Consider the following 21814-nt stretch of genomic DNA (forward strand, 5'->3'; position numbering starts at 1 on the left):
TCTTTTACATCGTATTATATAGTTCGACCATTTTTTTTCCGACTGTTTTTATATCGTATTTTTTGACAATTAAATCTCGTCCGTGTTTGCCCATCATTTCCAAAAGCATGGTTGGCGAATTGAAAACTTTAAATAAAGCTTTTTCTAAATTTGTAACCGAAAGGTCGATCCACCAGCCACATTTGTGTATTTCTAAATCTTCCCAAGGCGTTCCGTGAGTTGTGATTACAGGTACAGCTACCGCCAAAGCTTCAGCCACAACAATTCCGAAATTTTCACTGTGAGTAGGAAGTACCATTACATCGGCAGAGCGTAAAAAATCCCATTTTTCTTCGCCGTATTTTGGGCCTACAAAATGGACATTTTCTAAATCTACCGTACTCTGAATCAAACTAATTACATACTCTTCTTCTCCGCTTCCTGCAATTTCGAGTGTCCAGCCTTCTGTGTTACTGGTTCTCCAAGCATCTAGCAATAATTCGATTCCTTTTTTAGGATGAATTCGAGACATGAATATCATTTTCTTTGTCCCATAATTTTCCTTTAGTTTTTTAACATCTCTCAAATGAATTCCGTTTGGAATAATATGAATTGGGTTTTTAAAACCAAGAGCCTGAATATTTTCGGCTTCCATTTGAGCTGTTGCATGAAGGCAAAGCGATTTTTTCAAAGCACTTTTTTGGTATAAAAACAATGCAATTTTTTTCTTTATCGGATTATGAGCCAAAATCCAAGGTTCAAGCATTCCGTGTGGAGAAACAATTACTTTGATGCCAAGTTTTTGAGCTTCGTTTTGAAAAGCCCAGTTTTGCGGACTCCAAATCCCATTAATATGAACAATATCTGGACATTCTTCTTCAAGATAAGCGCGATATTCATTGATTAAAGAAAACCAGCGCGTTATTTTGTTGTTGAAAAATTTTACCTGAACGCCTTCAAGAGAAATTGGTTCTTTAGAAAATCCTGTTGCAATACTAAATGATGTAACATCTTTTAATACTTTGCTCAAAAGCCGCATATATTCTGTTGTTCCTCCGCCGCTTTTATCAATACTGGCTATATAATGAATTACTTTCATGGTTATGGTTGTTTTTTGGTTGTGAGAGATTCATTTTAATAAACAAAGCCTGTTTCTCTATTAAAATATTTATATTCTTTGGGTAACTCTTTGATTTCTTTTGCTGGGTTTCCTCCATATAATCGGTATGGAGTAGTAAAGTTTTTGTTTAATAATGCATTTGCACCAAGAACAGAATATGCGGGTAAAACTGCTCCGCCTAGAATCGTTGATGCCGTTCCAACAAAACAATAATCGCCAATTGTGATCGGATTACTGTCTTGAATATTTAACTCGATATTAATGGAATGTGTTAGCAATTGACTAGAATAACCGGCTACTGTAACAAAATTTCCAACTTGAATTATGTTCGTGCAATCTATATGATGATTTTTTGTAATTGCTGAATGTTCGCCAATAATCAAATTTGATTGTCGATCTTTTTGATGCGAAAAATGTTTTGAATCTGTATTGGTTGGAAATCCTGTAATCCAATTGCCGCGAGCAATACTGGAATGTTTTCCTATCTTCAATAAATCTAAATGTACTGCTACATTAAAATTACCGATGTAAGCATTTGAACCCATAATTAGTTTTTTAGGAAAAATCCAAGAAAAACCAATTCTGGATGATCTATCAATTTCATATTTAAAAAATTGGATTAGCATAAATCGCTTTAATGGCCAAGGCAATAAAACGGTTAGTATTTTTAGCACTATCATCCTTAATTTTTTATTAATTCAACATATTGACGAATGGTATTATCAAAATCAAATCGTTTTGCATTTTTATAACCTTTCTGTATGATTTCGTCTCTAAATTTTTTGTCTTCGAATTTTCGAAATTGCATTACAAAAGCAGTAGGATCATCAGGATCGGCATAAAGTGCAGCATTTCCTCCTACCTCATCCATCATAGGCGCTTTGTTTGTTGTAATTACTGGAGATCCACAAGCTTGTGCTTCAATTATTGGCCAACCAAATCCTTCTGAATAAGATGGAAAAATCATTGCTTTTGATATTGAATAAAGTGCTACAATTTCGTCGTCGCTAGGATTTTCTATGTGTAAAACCCGATTTGAAATTTCTAGTTTTTGAATTAACTCTTGCAATTCAGGATTTAATTTTTCTCCAGCTAAAACTAAAATTCCATTCCAGTCATTTTGCAATTCATACATCATGTTGACAAGAAGTTTTCTGTTTTTACGTTCCAAATCAGAACCTACGTGCAGAATAATCTCTTTGTCTTTTAAGTGCTCATATTTTTTAAGCACTTCTTGAATCTTATCTTCCGATAAAGGCAGAAATTTTTCAGATACAGCATTATGAATTGTTATCCATTTTTTGTTTCGATCTGGTTTATTATCGATTTCTAATAATTGATTTAATGTAAATTCAGATACCGTTGCCAGTTTTTTTGCGGTGCATAAAGCATTCAAAATTATCCTTTGTAAAACCTGTCCTGATTTTGTTGCATAACAATAAGTGTCTGCAAAACCAAGTCCAGCTCGTATTGCTAAAACATCATGACAAGTTATTATGGTTTTATTTTTTGGTAAAAAATAAAGATAAAAAGCATTCGAATGATCGCAAATATGATAGTTTACGGGTCTGCGCAAAACAAAATTTAGACTTCTGAAAGATAAAAGCTCAATTGGAAAAACAAAGAATTTATCAATATAAGCCAGCCATTTTTCTAAACTAGGTTTATTGAAACTCAGTTTTCTAAATATTTCACGCGGCCGAATAGCGCTAACATTAATTTTTGATTTACTATACCCTTCCGACATTAGTGATTCAAAAATCTGCATGCTAAACTGCTTGTCAGGTTTATAATTACCAATTAGAATTATTTGAGACATCATAAAACTTCTTTCTGAAATGTATTTTCCTCTTTTTTAAGACTGGCTATAACCAAGCCCGCCATAATAACTGCATACCCTAAAATACTTGGCTGCGCCCATTGTCCTTGAGATATTGCGATACAAGCCGCTCCGCAAAGAATAAAAGGAAGAAGTTTTTTTTCGTGTGGCAATCTAAAAGCGGTAATTGCCATGCTTAGTGCTAAAACTATGCGTAAAACCATTAGTCCGCCTCCAAAAATAATTCCTTGTTCACCACCCAAACGCCCAAACTCAGTTTCTGAAACTAAAAAGGATGTTTTGCCCGTCATCATTTGAGCTCCTGCATTTGTTCCCATTCCTAAATTTCCTGCAAACATTGGCTGGTCAAATAAATCTGAAAGTGGGCCAAGAAATTCATTTAAGGCTCTTAAAAGAATGGAATCTTTTAAACCTCCGCCATTTACTTTATTTACAGTGTCAACACGATCCATAAATACTTCTGTACCTAAACTAAAAATGCTTGAATATTTTTGAAGAAAAACAAATACAAGCGATAAGACCGCAATAATGATTATTAATTTAAATAACATTTTTCCTGTTGTTACTGAAGCTATTACAGCAAATAAACCAACTATGGCTACAGCTACAACGGCGCCTCTAGAGATTGTTAGCGGTAAAGCAATAATTAAAGAAACGGTACTTGCGTAAAGTAAAATTTTGGAACAACGATCTTTTGACAGCCAAAAGTAAAAGACAAAAACAGAGACTGCTGTATAAAAAATCGATAGTCCGGAGATAAACGAAAATGTTCCTGGAGGTCTGCTATATCCCATTGCTCCAGAAAATCCTGCACTTCCTTCTCCTCCAATACCAACATTTATAAAAGCACTCTGTGGGCTTGTAAATTGAAAATAAACGATTATCGTCATTACGATATTCATTACTAAAAGAAACTTGCCTATTTTAAGCACATCTTCTTTTGTAAAAACCTGACCAATTATAAAAATCACAGGAAAATGAAGCAGCATAATTCTGGCTCCATAAATGCCTACAAATATATTTTCGTGACCAAAAGTAAAGGTCAAAGCGAGTCCGAATAATGTAAATATTAGTCCAAAAATGACATAAGAATTTACAAATTTTATACCCTGATATAAAGCTCTGCCAATGATATAAATTGCAATAGGATCGCGTACGACTAATAAAGGCGTAGCCAAGCTAGGTAAAATCCACTTACGCAGAGCACCTTCAAAAATCCAAAGTAAAAAATACATCCAAATAGCTATTTTAATGTATTTATAATCTGATTCTTGTGTTTGTACTTCTACTTGTTCAATAGCTAAATCCATTTTTCCCAATTATTTGTAAAACTTAAAGAAGAAACTGCTTCTGCCATTTCTTGTCCGTAAACCTCCCAAGGTCTGGTTCTAGCTTTGTCCTGAGCTGCGGTTCCGGCTTGTTCTAATATTTCTGGTTTTTCAAGTATCTTGTTAATTACTTCTTTTAGTGCTTCTGAAGAACCTGCTGGAACAATCCAACCATCTTCTCCATTTTTTATTAAATCTGGTCCTGCTGTACGATCTGTTGTAATTACTGGAATTCCTTGTGACATTGCTTCTGTAATTACCAATCCGAAGCCTTCAAAAAGAGAAGGAAAAACAAATACATCATGTTCGCGCATACAAGCTAAAACCTGATCATGAGAAAGCGACGGAATCCAATGGTGTTTTTCTAAAGCCGTATTCAATGCCTGACAATTCGGCACCGATTTTTGCCCAACAATTGTCAATTCTACTTTGTCTTGCATTCCTTCAATGGCATCAAATAGATAGGAAATTCCTTTTCGCTGTGATAATCCGCCGATAAACAAGACTTTTAGCTTTCTATCTTTCAGTGGCTGATATTCTTTTTTTTGTGTGACTTCTGGAAAACCGTACGGAATCACTTTTATTTCTGATAATTTCCCAGAATAATCTTCCAGCGTTTTTTTAGTAAAACTGCTTGCGACAAAAATTACATCTGCCAAAGCCAGTTCTTTATCTTTTTTACGCAATTTTTTTGATGAATCATTAAATCCTGTAAGCGTACTCGACCAATCTGGATTTATTTCAAATTCTTTCTGCATTAAGGAACGTGCGCTTTTCCAATACCCAATTGGGAGATCATAAATACAATAAAGTCCTAATTGTTTCGCTTCTTCAAAAGTAGAAAGCGCGCCATCTTCAAAAGCGTATACTCCAGATAATCCGTTTTTTTTTGCTTTCGCTAAAGTATTAGCCACCCATTTATCGTGTTTTTGATAAACTCTGTCAATGCAGAAAAGACCTTTTTCGTGTGAGATTAAAAAATCCAGTTTAGCCTTTGAAGTCAGCAAACGTCCAAATTCAAAAAAAGATTTTGATTTTGTATAAGGTTTCCAAGTTGTGTCTAAACTTCTTCTTTTTAAATCTTTTAATTTTGGATTACTTCCTAATTTATACAATACTTCTCCCGGAAATATGGCAATAGACGTAAACAACTTAAAAAGCAACTGATCTTTCAATAATCCTGTTACTAAGTTTTTTGAATTTGCATTTAAAGTTGGATGAGACACTATTACTTTCATGTTAATGAAATTGAATTAATAAACTGTGTTGCAATGCTTGGCAAATCAGAAACTTCAACTTTATTTAGAATTATATTCAGATTATTTTTTTCATATTTAATTATTTGCGGTATCACATACTGTCCTTTTGTTGGAGTCCAATTGCGAGAAATTGAAATCGTATTGATTTTATGTTCTTTGTAAGCTGCATAAACACCGCTTTTTTCTGTCTGAAAATAAGGAGTTGTAGAAATTCCAAAATCACTATCTAAAAGCACTTGAGATATTACATCTTCAGACTGAATGCCTAGCACTTCATAAGGTATTTTATAACTTTCTAAAATTGTTTTGTAATTGCCTAATTCTGGACCATTATTGCCAATGAAAACAAATTTTATTGGTTTATTAAAAGTGGTATTTTTAATTAAATCATCAATAAAATCTCTGAAAGGAGCTCCATTGTGGATCGTTCCAAATAAAACAAATTGTGCAAATTCTGCAGCTTCTTTTTTAACTGCCGTTAAAGGTATGTTTCCGCATATTGGCAAAATTTCTGCATTGATATTATGCGATTTAAGAAAGAACTGATAGAGCTTATTTTGAGTATTAACGGAATGAGTTCTTGTATTCTGAACAATTTTTTTAGCAATTAACTGCTGTAATTTCCCAATACATTTGTGTTTCAATGAAGACTCTGCATCAATTCCAAGCCATAATTCGTGAAACATAATGTGCCATTTATGATTTCCTCTTATTTTTTTTAAATAAGAAGGCAGCCAGAAAGGCAAACCTTTTGGATTAAAGCTGTACGGAACATATTGCAATGAAATACAATCGGGTTCAAGATCTTTTAGAATTCGCTGCAAGTACACAAAACGCTGTTTATTATCGGCAGCAATTGGAATTCGGTGCACCATTACAGCTGTATCTTCTACCACTTGATTTTCACTAATAAAAAGAGGAGCCTGATGATCGCATAAAGCTAAAATCTCAGCCTTATGACCTGATCTTATCAGCATACCACATAATCTGCGGGTATAATCACCCACACCATCATTGCCAAGTTCGGCAGATCCGCAAATGAAAAGAATGTCCATTTTTGATTTAATTATTGGTTCTATAGAAAAGTTACTTTTACACAAAATTCAACTATCAGAATTTCTTTTGTTACCAAGAAATTATTTTGATTAATGCTCTTATTTTATTGTGTGATACTTTTTTTATTTTTTTGGTTGTTCGATATGTTTTATTGAAACCTTTATCAATAAAATTGACAAAAGGAAATATGCGAGGATATTGATTTCTAAATAAGTGCAGAAATTTTTCAATTCCCTTTTTATCTCTCCAGCTGCCGTTTATGAGATGAACAGCGTATGATTCTTTGTCTAAATAAATAGAATTTCCGACTAATATATTGGATGGCAGAATAAGCATATTTTCTTTCAAAACTTGTTCTTTATCCTGATAAGTATATCCGTATTTTTCTGCTATTGGGGTAATCACAGAACCGATTATGACTTTTTTTAAATCAATTGTTCCATCCTCTTCAAATAACTTTAGATTCTGGTATGTTTCGAGACAATCTTTTATATAAGGATGATTTGGTATCGAGGCAAAAATGGCGCCTTGAACTGCAAAACCAATAATAGGTTCACCTTGTTTCTTAGGTAAAAAAGAAGCGTTTAAAAGCTCTTTTCCTCCTGCTTCTTCAAAATGTCCCGGATGAATTTCATGAGCACTAAAAAAATCATATTCAAACCATGATTCTTTGAAAGGCCTCAATATTTTCACATCTGAATCTAAATACAATCCGCCTTCTGTATACACTGCATAAAGACGAACGTAATCTGCAGCAAATGCCCATTTCTTAGCCTGAAATGCTTCTTTTACAAAAGCAACAGAATCAAAATCAAAACTATTTTTATCCCAAACCCTAATTTTATAGTCGGGCATATGCACTTTCCAAGTAGCAATACATTCTTTTATAAATGGAGGATATTCTTCTCCACTAAACCAGCAAATGTGTATTGTTTTTGGAATCATGATTCTCTTTATTCCATTAGACTTTATAAAATCTTCCTAAGAACTTGCTTATTTTAATTGCCATTTGTTTTTTTCTTATTTCCTGCTTAGAGTGCGCTAAAATTGGACTTTTTGTATATTCCCAGTAAGCAACGTCTTCTTTTCTTGGAATTCTTCCTTTAAAAAGTCTGATAAAGTGATTTACTTGCCAAGGTTTTGAACTTCCTAATGCGTGAAACATTGTTGCTTCGCCAGGAATAAATCCCATTCCATCTTTTCCAAGATAACTGACATTACCATGATACGCTTCGATTGTTGCATTTAGAGCATCTTGATCTGATTTATCAAAAAACTGAAATCCTTCCATTTTTAAAATACTCGAATTGTGCATTTGATTTTGGAAAATAGATTTATCAAGTCCGCCAATTGCATCTCCCATTCGTTCTTGCAGCTTTACCCACAATTTGAGAAAGAAAATATTTTTTCTAATCACGCCAACAAAGCCACCATTTACATAAATCTGATTTTTAAACTGCAAATCGATATTGTATTTTTTGAAATAATTTCTCCAGCCTTGTCTTCGCGGATGAAATTCCTGCAAAGGCGAATTAATATCTTCACAAACCGCTACACCGCAATTGACCCATTGTTCAAAGCAAGCCCAAGAATCAACCACAACAATATCTGGATCAAAATAAAACAATGCATCTGCTTCTTTTGCTGGACCATCCCACAGCTCCAGCATTAAATCAGGTTTATAGTTCGTTAAGCTATATGTAGTTGTAAGCGGTAAAAAAACAAGCTCAATTCCTTCAACAGGATGAATCGTAATTGCTTCTTTCCAATTGCCAACAGGTTCTTTTTTACCATTTGATATCCAATTTGGTAATGATCCTCGATAACCAACATAAATAGTTCCGCGAAATCCCTGCGTATATAGCGAATTTGAAAGTGTAGCAACTCCATAATGGTAATGACCTTCAAATAAGGTGCAAACTGCTGATATCATATCTTATGTCCTTTTTTTTATAAAATGAGCTGGTACTCCTGCCCAAACTTCATTCGCGGGTATTGATTTATTTACTACTGAACCTGCTGCAACTATAGAACCTGTGCCTATCGTAACTCCTTGAAGTATAACGCAGGAGGTTCCGATCGAGACATCGTCTTCTAAAATTATTGCTTCACTTATGATAGGCTGAGTATTGATGTTTGCCGTGACTTTATACTCGTGCCTAGTATTGTTAATTGTCGTTTTACTTGCAATCAGGCAATTGTTACCAATGATGATTTTTTCGTTACAAACAAATTCGCAGGCATGACCAATAAAAACCTTGTTACCTAATTTTATGTATGAACTTTCGTTGAGAGGATTCAAAATTCTAAAATCGACCCCATTTTCAATATTACATTGATGTCCAACTATTAATTTGTTTGGCCAATTGCAGGTAATTTTTTCTATTCTAGAATCGTCGCCTCCTTGTAAGCCTCTAATCTTTAAAAGATAAAATGATAGCGAATGATTAATACCAATAACTTTACTATAAATCAGCGCTATCTGATTGGGCCGTTTCATGTTGTTTATTTTTTATTACAAGAATATTATAAATACAAAACACAGAAGTCTGGATTAACCCCACTAATCCCAAACCTATATTGAAATACAAAACGCCTCTTAAACTTCCAAGATCTAAAAGGCTGGCAAAAACAATTATCGTTAATAAATTGACTCCGATCATAAGTACTGGAGACATTGCCCATCCTCTGGCGCTATACAAGTAAAAAACTATTCCGCTTAATAAACCAATACAACTGCTTGTAATACTTAGTAATAACTCAAACGGCAATCCTTTGTAAGCATCTCCAAGTAGCCATAAAATTGGAGCTGGGAACAAATAAACTATAAAAATCACAACGCATAAAAGTCCAATTAAAAGTCCCATTATTTGAAAAAAACGCTTCAATAAAAGGTATCTATCCTGTGCTAATTTCGCAAAACGCGGAATAATCAATGTGCTAATTACTGCACTAAAAACAGTTAAGATTACGCTTAATCTTCCTAAAGCTCCCAATTGTGCCAAAGAAGTGGTATTACCAAAAATAGAAATCAGCCAAATTGTAATCTGTCCTGAAAGGCAATAGTAAATTGATGTTGGTAAAATACGTTTAACTAAACTTAATATTTCATTACTAACTTCTGCGTCTGGCACCTGATTTTGGGCAGCCATACCGTAAACAATTTTTCTTAAACCAACATTTCCCCAGATTCGAGAAATTCCTGCGGCTAAAATTGCAACAAACGAAAATGGAAAAATAAACATTGTTAAAAGCAACAATAGCAATCTTCCAACTCCTACTTCAACTTGATTTCTTTGCAATGGTAGAATAGTTTGATTTAGTTTTGGAACAATTTCCAATAACGAATCGGATAAAGCGGCGTAAAAAGCTGGAATCAATGCCAAAGCAATAAGAATTGATGTAATCCAGCTTGCTCCATTGTGAATCAAAAGATAAAATAAAATGGGAACTGATACTGCTAAACTTCCTATTGCAAACTTTTTTCTTAAATCTAATCCTGTTGCTAAAGCAACACCCATTTTTTGTTTGTCTTGCCAAACTTTTCCGCCCTGCGCCATAACGCCAGTTCCTATACCTCCATCGGCAAGTACGGTCATAGTTCCAAGCATTGTATTGGCCAAAGTATAAAAAGCATATTCCTGAACAGGCAATAAACGGATGATTAAAATTCCAGAGGCGAACCCTATAAGCTGCACAATGATTTGAGCACTTCCTATAATAGAAATTAATTTTCCCCAGTTTATGACTGTATCATACTTAGGATGCTGTTTTAGTTTGATTAAAATATTTTTCAAAGAATAGAAATAAAACGATTAAAAAACTGGTTCTCTTTTTAATTGAGGAATATAACCTTTACCAATTCCTTTAACCTGAAAACCAATTGCTGTTAATTCTTCGGCATCCAAAATATTGCGTCCGTCAAAAATGAAAGCAGGCTTGTACATATTAATAAAAATCGAATTCCAATTGTACGTTTTGAATTCGTCCCATTCAGTTAAAACCGCTACCGCATGAGCCTTATGCAGTGCGTCTTCTGCTGAATTATAGACAAAAATCTGTTTTAGTTTGGACTCAATTTTCTGTTCTGTAAATCCTTTTAATTCCCATAAATAGCTCATATCAGCTTTTACTTTTTCTTCAGAAACTTTCGGGTCGTAAACGTGAATTTCTGCGCCGTCTTCGATCAAATGTTCTGCTACATAAATAGCCGCCGATTCTCTAGTGTCATTTGTGTCTTTTTTAAATGCCCATCCTAAAAAAGTTATTTTTTTTCCACTGACAGTATTAAAAAGAGAACTAATGATTTTTTTTGCAAAACGGTATTTTTGATAATCGTTTAGAATAATAATCTGTTCCCAATAATTAGCCACTTCAGGCAGATTAAAATAACGGCACAAATACACTAAGTTTAAAATATCCTTTTGAAAACAAGATCCTCCAAAACCTACTGAAGCTTTAAGAAACTTTGGTCCAATTCGGCTATCAGTTCCAATTGCTGATGCAACCTCATCAACATCGGCTTCTGTAGCTTCACATAAAGCAGATAAAGCATTAATCGAAGAAATTCTTTGTGCTAAAAAAGCGTTGGCTGTTAATTTTGATAATTCTGAAGACCATACGTTTGTGGTTAAAATCTGTTTTGGAGATAACCAATGTGCGTAAACATCAACCAATGCTTGAATTGCTTTTTTACCGCTTTCTGTTTGTTTCCCACCAATTAAAACACGGTCTGCATGCAATAAATCATTGATTGCTGTTCCTTCAGCCAAAAACTCAGGATTAGAAAGAACTTCAAATTTAACTCCGTTTCCAGTATGATCTAAAATTGTCTGTAACGTTTCGGCTGTTCTTACAGGAAGAGTCGATTTTTCTACTATGATTTTGTCATTTTTAGCTATTCTGGCTATTTGTCTGGCGCACAATTCAACAAATTTTAAATCGGCAGCCATTCCTTTGCCTTCTCCATAGTTTTTTGTTGGAGTATTTACTGCTATAAAAATCATATCGGCAGCTTCGATTGCACTATCGACTTCAGTCGAAAAAAATAAATTACGCCCTCTTGCTTCTTCAACCACTTCAGCAAGTCCTGGTTCGTAAACCGGTAATTTATCTAAATCTTCATCGTTCCAAGCTGCAATTCGGCTTTCGTTTAAATCGACAACTGTAACCTTAATTTCCGGACATTTTAACGCGATGACAGACATTGTTGGACCTCCAACGTAACCAGCACCTAAGCAGCAAATATTTTTAATTTTCATCTAGATAATCTTTTGAAACAGAAAACGTTTGATTCTTTTTTATTACTCGTAATAATTCAAAATTGTAAAACCGCATTCTTTTAAAAGCTGTTCTTTTCTCATCAGTTTTAAATCAGATTGCATCATTTCCTGTACTAATTCTGAAAGTTCATATTCGCATTCCCAGCCTAATTTGTTTTTAGCTTTTGTTGGGTCACCAATAAGTAAATCTACTTCTGTTGGTCTAAAATAATGAGGATCTACAGCCAGTACTTCTTGACCAATTGGCAGCTGATAATCTGGATTACTGCAAGACAAAACAAAACCTCTTTCATCCACGCCATGACCTCTAAATTCTAACTCGATACCAACTTCGGCAAAACTCATTCTTACGAATTCGCGAACTGGTGTAGTTTTTCCTGTAGCAATTACCCAGTCTTCTGGTTCATTGGCTTGAAGGATCATCCACATCATACGGACATAATCTTTTGCATGTCCCCAATCGCGCTGTGCGTCTAAGTTTCCTAAGTATAATTTATCTTGTAAACCTAAAGCTATTCTCGAGGCGGCTCTTGTAATTTTACGTGTTACAAAAGTTTCCCCACGAATAGGCGATTCGTGATTAAATAAAATTCCGTTGCAAGCATACATTCCATAAGCTTCTCTATAATTTACTGTAATCCAAAAAGCATACATTTTAGCCACAGCATAAGGCGATCTCGGATAAAAAGGAGTAGTTTCTGACTGAGGAACTTCTTGCACTTTACCATACAATTCTGAAGTTGATGCCTGATAAATTCGAGTCTTTTTTTCTAGTCCAAGCAAACGAACTGCGTCTAGAATTCTTAAAGTTCCTAATGCATCTACATTTCCAGTATATTCGGGAGTTTCGAACGAAACTGCAACGTGGCTCATTGCTGCCAAATTATAGATTTCGTCAGGCTGAATTTCCTGAATCAGACGTGTCAAATTTGTACTGTCACTCATATCTCCATAATGCAAAATGAAATTTCTATTTTCTATGTATGGATCTTGATATAAATGGTCAATTCTATCTGTGTTAAATAAAGATGTACGTCTTTTTAATCCGTGAACTATATAGCCTTTTTCTAGTAAAAATTCACTTAAATAGGCTCCATCTTGTCCGGTCACTCCTGTGATGAATGCTGTTTTTTGTAATTGATTATTCATAATCTAATTATAAAGGCACAAAGGCGTTATGCTGCAATGTTGCAAATTGATAAAGTCTTAACTCTAAAGTTTTTGGGGAGATTTTGAGATTTTGAAATAAGCTTTTAGAAACTCTTCTGTTTTAAGCTTTCAATATTTTTTAGGAACCAATTGTAGGTTTTCTGGATTCCTTCTTCTAAAGTCACTTGGTGTTTCCAGCCAATGCTGTGCATTTTAGAAACATCCATTAATTTTCGTGGTGTTCCATCTGGCTTGCTTTCATCCCAGATAATATTTCCGGTATGTCCCACAACTTTTTGAATTGTAACAGCAAGTTCCTTAATGGTTAAATCTTCTCCTGTTCCAATATTATACAAATGTTCAGGAAGTTTATTTTCTAAAGCAAAAACTACTGCTTCTGCCATATCATCTACAAACAAGAACTCTCGCATTGGCGTACCTGTTCCCCATAATATTACGGGCGAATTATTGCTTTCTTTAGCTTCGTGAAATTTGCGAATCATAGCGGGTAAAACATGCGAACTGGTCAAATCGAAATTGTCATGAATACCGTATAAGTTTGTTGGCATTAAACTCACAAAGTCTCTGTTGTATTGCTTACGAATAGCTTCGCACAATTTTACTCCTGTAATTTTTGCCAAAGCGTACCATTCGTTTGTTTTCTCTAAAGAAGCCGTTAACAGATAATCTTCTTTTAATGGCTGCGGAGCTAATTTTGGATAAATGCAAGAGCTTCCTAGAAAGATGAATTTTTCGACATCTAAACTATGAGCTTCGCTGATAAGGTTATTTTGAATCTGCATGTTTTCCATCAAAAATTGATACGGAAAATCATTATTTGCCAAAATCCCTCCCACTTTTGCCGCGGCATCTATAATAATATCTGGCTTTGTGTTTTGTAAAAATTCTCGAACAGCTTTCTGGTCTCTTAAATCTAATTCTTTGCTTGACGCTCCAATAAGATTTGTATAACCTTTGGCGGTGAGACTTCTCCAAATGGCACTTCCTACCATTCCTTTATGTCCAGCAATATATATTATAGAATTTTTATCAATCATTTTGAGTATATTTTTTACAATTATAATAGTGGCGAAGCAATCGATTCTAATTGTTGGTAAACTTGTTTTACTTCTTGAGAATTTTCTTTTTGCAAAACCATCAAAGCGTCGGCAGTATAGATCAAAATGCAATTTTTGACTCCAATAAAAGTCGTATGCATTGAAGTTCCTATTACAATATTTCTATTTGCATCGATTGGATGATTTTTGTTAACCAAATAATCATAAACCGATTCGAAAGAACCTAAATCTGACCATTCAAAATGAGCTGGAACGACTTTAATATCTTGACTTCGTTCCATCACCGCATAGTCAATACTAATTGAAGGAATTGTCAGAGACATTTCATAATCTAAAAAACCATCTTTATTAGCTTCCCAAACTTCTTTTGCCGTTCTATAAACTTCTGGTTCCTGGCTTTGCAGTTCGCTTAAAAATTTTTCAGATTTGAAACAAAAGAGTCCACTGTTCCAGAAATTATTGCCGTTTTTTAAATAAGCTTTTGCTGTTTTAGAATCTGGCTTTTCATGAAATGCAATTACATTTTCATTTTCAAACTCAATATATCCGTATCCTGTTTCTGGTTTAGTTGGTTTAATTCCGAAAGTAACTAGATAATCTTGATTAGCTAATTCGACCGCTCGTTTTAAGGCTATATCATATTGTTCTGGTCCCGTAATAATATGATCTGACGGAGTAATCAATAAAATATCTTCAGGTTTTGATGCAAATGCCGCAAATGCGATTGCTGCCGCTGTATTACGAGGAACAGCTTCTACAATATGTGTAAATGGTTTCTCGAATTTCGACATAATGGCGTTACTCATTTTGTAATTTTCGATATTTCCAACCACTATTGTTTTATTGGATATATTAAGATTACGTGTCACTGTTTTTTCAAAAAGTGATTCTCCGTCAAAAAGTTCCAAATATTGCTTAGGAAGTGTTTTTCTGGATAATGGCCACAATCTGCTGCCAATTCCTCCAGTTAAAACTACGTGTGTAACAGAACTAATTGCCATTAGAATGCACTAAAACTTCTCTTTGATAAACTTCATGACGAAGATTAGTACTCGAAAAACGGTGGTCTCTTGTATTAAAGTACAATTCGATTCCTTTTTCTTCACAATACTTTCTTCCAGTAAAATCTCTTTCTTTATATTCATCTCCTAGAATACGAACATCAAGAGCAAAAGATTTCAAAATATCTTCTAGATCTTGTTCTGTCGCATACGGAACAATTTCATCTACAAACTTACACGCCTTTAACTGTATGTAACGTTCTACAACTGTTTGAGTCGGTTTATTTTTTGTTGGGCGGTCTAACGTTGGATCTGTCTGAAGGCCAACAATTAAATAATCACAATGTTGTTTTGCTTCTTCAAGCATTTTAACGTGCCCTGCATGTAACAAATCAAAAGCACTAAATGTTATTCCAGTTCTCATCTGCTTAATGTTTTAAATTAAAAATATGTTTGTTAATGTAGTATGATTTTCAAAATTTGTAATTAACCATTTTACTGGGGTTTCGGCGCTTTTTTTTAAATTTTGAAAAAGGGTTCCCCGTGAATAGTTACATTTTAACTACTCAAAAAAGAAAAAATAAATGGTATAAAAACTTAAAAAATTATAGTTCCTGATCGTTATAAAATGAATTAAAATTCTAGTTTCAAATCGAGAAATTCAATTCATTAATTTCAATTTATCCCTTATAATATTTTAAGATAAAATTATGGTAATAGCCTCTATGAGAAATTTCAATTTTGTGACTAAATGTCCTTAATAAGGAAATTTTACTATAAAATGCATCACTATTTTTAGACTCATGGAATTAATTTTACTACTTAGTTTACAGATCAAACATTAGATTTCTAATACTGATTTTCTAAACCTCTTAACTATATCGATTGAAGGCGATTTTTTTTTAAAACACTTTAAAAATTTAAAACGGTATTTTTAAAAAACCTCCTTTTCAAGAAAAATTAAGAGAACGTAAAACACTTTACAACAGCACAATAAACATTTAAAAAACAACTATTTACAAATACATTTAATAAATTCTAGAATTATGAAATGGTATGTAGTGTATACTAAACCTAAATGGGAAAAAAGAGTTGCAGAACAGTTGACTAAGTTTAACATCAATTGTTATTGTCCTGTGATTAAAAAAATTCAACAGAGATCAGATAGGAAAATAAAGGTAGAAGTGCCATTATTTAATCATTACATATTTGTACAATTAGCCGAAAAAGATCGAAATCTGGTTTTTAATTCTCCTGGAGTTGTACGATTCTTATTTTGGCTAGGTAGACACGCTATTGTAAAAGATAGAGAGATAGAAACCATAAAAGAATGGCTTGATAGTGGAGATACCGCTTCAGATATCTCAGTTATGCAATATCAAATTGGCGATAAAGTACATTTAAATTCCGGTATATTTTGTAATCAGAACGCTGTGGTTAAAGATATTACAAAAACACATTATGTCCTGATTTTAGAATCTTTAGGATATGTCTTAAAAGTAAAACATAAATAACAAATGAAAAAAGAAAGAGTTTTTCAAGAAGTGCAATCCTAACTTGCAACTCTTCTTTTTCATGAAAAAAACAAAATAGTTGCGATAAAAAATATTAGTTTTCCAATTGAAAGATTTGGCTTTTTTTAATGCCAAGTATCTTAACTAATTGATCCAGTTTTGATAGTTTAAGATCTACCATTCCTTGTTCAATTTTCTCATATTTTTTTACGCTCATTTCCATTTGAATAGCTACATATTCTGGAGTATGGTTATTCTGTAATCTATACTCTTTAATTTTTAGGTAGTAATTTTCCATGATGCTGTTTTTTTATTACTATTTTATAACTTAATTAGTTTAATTACCTTAATATTCAATAAATTGTGACAGGATATTTTTATCTTGTTTCACTAAAAAAGATCGATACATCGAATTTAAATATGAATTCAATTGAAACCTCTAAGACTTTTGAAATCTCAATTAATTTAGAAACGGTTAAATCAACATCACCTCTTTCAATTTTGCCATAACCACTGGTGCTCATTTTTAATTCAGCCGCTACGTATTCCCTAGTCATATTTTTTAATTCTCTTATCTTTCTAATATTTTCGTATACACTATATTTCATAAAAAATAAAAAATTATAAATAATTCTACTCTGAAGGACTTGCCATAACTATTATTAAAATTATGCGAAAAAGTATTTTCTATCTTTTTAATCTTATTTTAGAAAAAAACTACCTTTTCACACTAACCTTTCAATTATTAACAACGTTTGAAGCTAAATGACTGTTTTTATTTAGCATTCATTTTAAATTTTGATCAAAAATATATAATGTTTAGAGTATATAATAATAAATCTGTTCAACGGATTTTAAAATCCGATAAAATACAACATTCCCGTTTTTAGGTCGTCAGATTTGCTTAAAAAAGCCCGTAAAACCCTTGTTTTATAAGATAATGAGCACGTAATAATACTTACCGTAAAAATCTTACTTTCGACGATCTGCATCAAAAAAGAGGAAAATCGGTATAAAGTTTAAATTATCACAAATGATAGGCGTTGAAAGTTTCAAATGAGATTTTAAACAAAAAAAAATCCGTTAACTAAATTAATAGCCAACGGATTTTTTAAAGTTATATTTAGTTTATTGAGTCACTAAAAGCTGTGGATAAGGAGTTGAAGCTGTATTTATAATTACAGTCGAAGCACCTTCTTTTACATTGACTAACAACTTACTAAGCGTTGTATTTGCTCTAAAAGTGTTATTCATAAATATTCCGTAATACTTACTGTTCCAGTCTCCATCTATTGTTAACGCAGTTACACTTCCCGTAATCGTAGAATTTACTATATAACTATATACCGGATTATATAATACCGACGAAAACATTGGTGCTGAATCTGAAAAAGTACATCCTTCTAAATACGTTGCAATAGCTTTTATTGTTGAGCCAGTATTCGAATTATTATAAAAATTCGAACTATAGAAAGAAATCTCTCCGCTGGAAATAACATTTTTTCCTTTAAAATTAGTAAAGTCACTATTTGCAGCTAAAGGATAGTTATTTGCACTTAAATTAAGCGCTGTATCTCCTCCGTCAAATTTACAATCTACCCAAGCATTTAAATTGTCTGCTCTAGTAGCTAACATCGAAACTGCTGTTGTACAATTAATAAACTGTCCTCTATAAAACATTGTTTTGTCAACAAAACTTGAGTTATCTGAAACACCACCAACAAGCGCATCTTGGTAGAAACCTTTATTACAGTTTACAAAAGAAATATTATCGAAGAAATTATTATCAAATCCCATCATTTTATCTAAATGAAAACCATTCGTTTGATCTCTAAATACTACATATTTCAACCAAACAAAACTCATATGCTGTGTGCCATAGTTTTGTGAAGAATAAACACCAGTGCTTCCGCCTTGCAATGTCAAATGCGCTAATACAAAATTAGCATCTTGACCTCCCGTAAGCGATATTAGAGGAAAATCGTCTGTTAAACCAACAATAACTGTTTTTCCCGTTCCTTTTCCCATAATTCCATGACTTTTATCTAACGGAATTTTTAAAGTCGAACTGATATAATAAACTCCTTCTGGAAGATCTGCAATACCAGAATTATTGATCAAGTTTTGAATATAAGTTGTACTATCTGGCTTACCTACTCTATCTGTTCTCCAGTTTGCTCCTAAAGGATCTGGTAATGTTTCCCAATTTGGTCTCGCCCAAGGCGTATATTTTGTACCTAAAATAGAACTACTCAAGTTTGCCAGTATAGTCGAATTGGTGATCGCCGCAGTTTGTTCTGTACTATTATATTTGACAGAATTACTATTATCTAAATTTCCCCAAAGATCATATCCAGTAACCGTTCCGCTTCCTCTTTTGTATCCTCCTAAAGCACCAACTAAGGTCATATTGCTTCTTGCTGAGATAACATCAAACTCTGTATTCAACTTTTTATTAAGAATCGAAATATTCGCTGCATCTATATCATAAGCTCCAGTTCGTACTGCAGAATAAGAATTTCCTCCACCTAAATCGGTTATTTTGACATTACCCATATTACTAGCTTTAAACATAGCATAGGTACCGTCACCGGTAAGGTTCCATCCTTCTGCATCAATACCAACAAAGGTAGCCGTTTTAAGATTGTCCATATCTGTGGTATTCCCGTGCGGCGTTAAAAAGTTAGTATGCAGATTTACGTTACCATAACTAGGAGTTGTTGAATTTCCTTTCATGGTAAGAACTGTCGACAATCCGCCCGATTGGTGTTTTATAAATTTATTATTTCTAAAATATCCAGACTGACTACAATCTATAAGTATTGGACCTCCAAAATTGATAAAAGAGTTATTCTCAAAAGTTGCATTTGTTGCTTTTAAAGTCGCCCATTTAATCGATTTTAAAGTACAATTAGAAATAACACCTCCCGCTTGAAGCGTAATAGTCTTATCTGCTGGAAGTAAATACTCGATTACAACGCCAGTACTTCCTGCGGCTATGGTAATATTTGAAAATAAATTTAAAGACGGATGCCCATATAATTTCTGATTACTCCTCATGACAATATCCACTCCAGAATAATCTCCTCTTTCTAATCGCACAGAACCATAAGTATCCAATGCTTGCTGAAGAGTTGCTTTTTGTGTAACTGGAACAACATGGGCATTAAAATAATCCGTTTCTTCTGGCTGATTAGCGACAACAGGATTTTCTGGAGTTTTTACAGGAGCTTCATCAATTGCATATTGATAATTCTGAGAAAAAACCGTCGTCGAAAACAGTAAAAAATAAATTAGCTTTTTCATTGTCCCGATATAATATAGGAATTTGTGCCTGTTTTTCTAAGGAATCCAAATCTCACGTTTCCAGCCGTACTAGTAAATTTTGCACTTCCGGCTGATGTATAATTAATGGTAACTCCCGAAGCAGCCTGTACTGTTAGAACAGCACCATTATGAGCTTCTAGATTAATAGTTTCACCAACTGCCATACTTCCAAAATCGGCAGTTAGGGTTAATGTAGACGATGTTGTACATTCAATTGTGTTATTTACGTCGGCTGCAGCAATACTTCTGGAAGAAGTAAATGAAATAACTGTAGCTCTGTATGGAGTGGTAGAAGTTCCTCCTGCTGTTTTTGCATACAATGCATAAGGTACACTTAAAAGTTGTGTAACTCCAACAATGTTATAATTTGTTCCTCCGTTTACATCTACTTGTGTTTCTATATAATAAGGTCCTTTATCCCAGGAAATTTTACTAAAATCCCCCGTAACAATTGTTCCTGTTCCAATTTCAAGAGAAACAAGACCATTACTATTTGTAGTAGGAGAATGCGTTTCTTGATAAACAATAGTTCCTGATGCTGTACTCTGATGCACAACAACTTTAACACCAATTTGTTTAGTTTCTACTAAATTATTGTCCTGTCCTCTGATAATTGCCTGATAACTCATTTTTTCAGGCGATTGCGCAAATACCTTAAACGTAACAGTCACAAATAATAATAAAAGGGTCTGTGCAAATTTCATTCTATCTCTTTTTTAATTTTTAATTATTTTAAATGACTTCAATTTTTTGTTATCTACATATACTACAAGTATATATACAGATGGAGTAAGATTAGCTAAACTAACCTGAGTCTCATCTTGACTAATTGTGTTTTGTTTTAAAAGTCTAGCCTGAATATCATAGAGTCTATACGATCGCTGAGCGCTTTCTAACTCTAATCCTGTCATACTGATATTAACAAAATCTGATGTTGGATTTGGGAAAACAAACATTTCTGCTTTAGCGGGTTCTTCAATTTCTGGATTACCTAGTGTCTCGTCTTTTTCCTGATGCTGAATACCTTGAGCCACATTGAAAACGGGTTCTGTTCCAATATAAGTATAAAATACTTGGCCGATCGAATAAGTAACTGTTCCAGAGCTTCCACTTGCATTATTACCCGATGTAACTATCGTCTCCATTATATCAGTGTTCGACTGAGTGGTTTGACTAATTCCTACAAAAGGAATGAATAACATCGTAATTATCAGTAGGTTTATATTTCTCGTCTTTAGATACTTCACAGTTTAATTATTCTTGCGTTATTTTAATACTGCAAAATTATTTAATTTCAAAAAATAATCGATATAATTAATTTTATTTCCGATAACTGACACAAAATGTAGTATTTTAATGACTATTTACTTACATCGAAAATGTTAAGAAAAGGGGTTTTTAGTTTTATTAACAATAATAATTGCACTAAACTTTACAACTATTAAAAATTAAATGTTTTGGCATTAAAAACCAAAATACAGGTTATAGAATTTAACGGCAATTTGCATCTTAAATTACATCTAAATCTGCTTTTTATTTTATTTTCAATTTAAGCGTACTAAATTTTATTATTTCGCAATTTTCATAGGCGGAAATAATAAATATTTCATTCATCAAAACACATCTAATTGAAAACAAGACAATTACATTTACTTAAAGATAATTATTTTTCTTGAATAAAATAAATCTCCAAAAAAAATCAGCAGAAAAAAGCAGGCAGATTGAGGGAAAAAGCGGTGAATTTGACAAATTTTGGACTCAAGAAATCTTTGCCAATTTTGAATAAATTTTGTCTTCCACAATTTAAAATATGCTTTTCATCGAGAATAATAGCTTTATATGGAATAAGCGAGTTTTAGTGAAAAATTTTTCCTTTTTTT

At 33.1% G+C, this 21814-nt stretch carries 21 protein-coding genes; 1 reads left to right on the forward strand and 20 read right to left on the reverse strand.

From position 1 onward, the window contains the following. Positions 1-4 precede the first annotated feature (4 nt). From OD917_RS01335 to OD917_RS01405, 15 genes are all read right to left on the reverse strand, one after another. On the reverse strand, positions 5-1078 hold the full coding sequence (locus OD917_RS01335) for a glycosyltransferase (protein ID WP_263521746.1): 1074 nt from the start codon (positions 1076-1078) through the stop codon (positions 5-7). Positions 1079-1113: 35 nt separating this feature from the next. Further along, the gene (locus tag OD917_RS01340; protein WP_263521747.1) at positions 1114-1644 is read right to left on the reverse strand and encodes an acyltransferase; all 531 of its coding nucleotides are present in this window, start codon (positions 1642-1644) and stop codon (positions 1114-1116) included. 137 nt (positions 1645-1781) lie between these two features. Continuing rightward, entirely contained in the window at positions 1782-2921 is a 1140-nt protein-coding gene (locus OD917_RS01345; protein ID WP_263521748.1) for a glycosyltransferase family 4 protein, read from the reverse strand. Further along, the gene (locus tag OD917_RS01350) at positions 2918-4249 is read right to left on the reverse strand and encodes a hypothetical protein (RefSeq protein WP_263521749.1); all 1332 of its coding nucleotides are present in this window, start codon (positions 4247-4249) and stop codon (positions 2918-2920) included. The genes OD917_RS01345 and OD917_RS01350 overlap by 4 nt, the downstream gene beginning before the upstream one ends. Beyond that, positions 4240-5505, reverse strand: coding sequence for a glycosyltransferase family 4 protein (locus tag OD917_RS01355; protein ID WP_263521750.1), 1266 nt, complete (start codon positions 5503-5505; stop codon positions 4240-4242). Before OD917_RS01355 ends, OD917_RS01350 begins: the two co-directional genes overlap by 10 nt. Continuing rightward, entirely contained in the window at positions 5502-6581 is a 1080-nt protein-coding gene (locus OD917_RS01360) for a hypothetical protein (protein WP_263521751.1), read from the reverse strand. The genes OD917_RS01355 and OD917_RS01360 overlap by 4 nt, the downstream gene beginning before the upstream one ends. Before the next feature lie 70 nt (positions 6582-6651). Beyond that, positions 6652-7527, reverse strand: a complete 876-nt coding sequence (locus tag OD917_RS01365) for a glycosyltransferase family 32 protein (RefSeq protein WP_263521752.1) — start codon at positions 7525-7527, stop codon at positions 6652-6654. A gap of 16 nt (positions 7528-7543) precedes the next feature. Next, complete coding sequence (locus OD917_RS01370; protein ID WP_263521753.1) at positions 7544-8515, reverse strand: hypothetical protein; 972 nt, start codon at positions 8513-8515, stop codon at positions 7544-7546. A 3-nt stretch (positions 8516-8518) separates the two neighbouring features. Beyond that, entirely contained in the window at positions 8519-9082 is a 564-nt protein-coding gene (locus OD917_RS01375; protein WP_263521754.1) for an acyltransferase, read from the reverse strand. After that, on the reverse strand, positions 9048-10379 hold the full coding sequence (locus OD917_RS01380) for a polysaccharide biosynthesis protein (protein ID WP_263521755.1): 1332 nt from the start codon (positions 10377-10379) through the stop codon (positions 9048-9050). Before OD917_RS01380 ends, OD917_RS01375 begins: the two co-directional genes overlap by 35 nt. A gap of 18 nt (positions 10380-10397) precedes the next feature. Then, a complete protein-coding gene (locus OD917_RS01385) occupies positions 10398-11843 on the reverse strand; it encodes a UDP-glucose 6-dehydrogenase (RefSeq protein WP_263521756.1) in 1446 nt (481 codons plus the stop codon). Between the two features lie 42 nt (positions 11844-11885). Next, positions 11886-13013 (reverse strand): GDP-mannose 4,6-dehydratase, encoded by a 1128-nt coding sequence (gmd, locus tag OD917_RS01390; RefSeq protein WP_263521757.1) that lies wholly within the window; start codon positions 13011-13013, stop codon positions 11886-11888. A 104-nt stretch (positions 13014-13117) separates the two neighbouring features. Then, a complete protein-coding gene (locus OD917_RS01395) occupies positions 13118-14071 on the reverse strand; it encodes a GDP-L-fucose synthase family protein (RefSeq protein ID WP_263521758.1) in 954 nt (317 codons plus the stop codon). A 20-nt stretch (positions 14072-14091) separates the two neighbouring features. Further along, the gene (locus OD917_RS01400) at positions 14092-15093 is read right to left on the reverse strand and encodes a mannose-1-phosphate guanylyltransferase (RefSeq protein WP_263521759.1); all 1002 of its coding nucleotides are present in this window, start codon (positions 15091-15093) and stop codon (positions 14092-14094) included. Next, a complete protein-coding gene (locus tag OD917_RS01405) occupies positions 15083-15517 on the reverse strand; it encodes an adenylyltransferase/cytidyltransferase family protein (protein WP_111288716.1) in 435 nt (144 codons plus the stop codon). The genes OD917_RS01400 and OD917_RS01405 overlap by 11 nt, the downstream gene beginning before the upstream one ends. A gap of 622 nt (positions 15518-16139) precedes the next feature. Between OD917_RS01405 and OD917_RS01410 the strand changes: the two genes are divergently transcribed. Continuing rightward, a complete protein-coding gene (locus tag OD917_RS01410) occupies positions 16140-16607 on the forward strand; it encodes a UpxY family transcription antiterminator (RefSeq protein WP_263521760.1) in 468 nt (155 codons plus the stop codon). Positions 16608-16701: 94 nt separating this feature from the next. On the opposite strand, the gene OD917_RS01415 is transcribed toward OD917_RS01410, so the two are convergent. The 5 genes from OD917_RS01415 to OD917_RS01435 all read right to left on the reverse strand — a co-directional run bounded on the left by OD917_RS01415 (position 16702) and on the right by OD917_RS01435 (position 21079). Further along, positions 16702-16905 carry a helix-turn-helix domain-containing protein gene (locus OD917_RS01415; RefSeq protein ID WP_111288720.1) on the reverse strand — a complete coding sequence of 68 codons (204 nt, stop codon included), beginning with the start codon at positions 16903-16905 and terminating at the stop codon, positions 16702-16704. 79 nt (positions 16906-16984) lie between these two features. Next, positions 16985-17215, reverse strand: coding sequence for a helix-turn-helix transcriptional regulator (locus OD917_RS01420; protein WP_263521761.1), 231 nt, complete (start codon positions 17213-17215; stop codon positions 16985-16987). A gap of 520 nt (positions 17216-17735) precedes the next feature. Next, a complete protein-coding gene (locus OD917_RS01425; protein WP_263521762.1) occupies positions 17736-19913 on the reverse strand; it encodes a hypothetical protein in 2178 nt (725 codons plus the stop codon). After that, entirely contained in the window at positions 19910-20638 is a 729-nt protein-coding gene (locus tag OD917_RS01430) for a hypothetical protein (RefSeq protein ID WP_263521763.1), read from the reverse strand. Before OD917_RS01430 ends, OD917_RS01425 begins: the two co-directional genes overlap by 4 nt. A 12-nt stretch (positions 20639-20650) precedes the next feature. Further along, entirely contained in the window at positions 20651-21079 is a 429-nt protein-coding gene (locus OD917_RS01435; protein ID WP_263521764.1) for a T9SS type A sorting domain-containing protein, read from the reverse strand. Positions 21080-21814 lie beyond the last annotated feature (735 nt).

Source organism: Flavobacterium sp. SH_e, from assembly GCF_025717045.1.
Taxonomy (GTDB): Bacteria; Bacteroidota; Bacteroidia; order Flavobacteriales; family Flavobacteriaceae; genus Flavobacterium.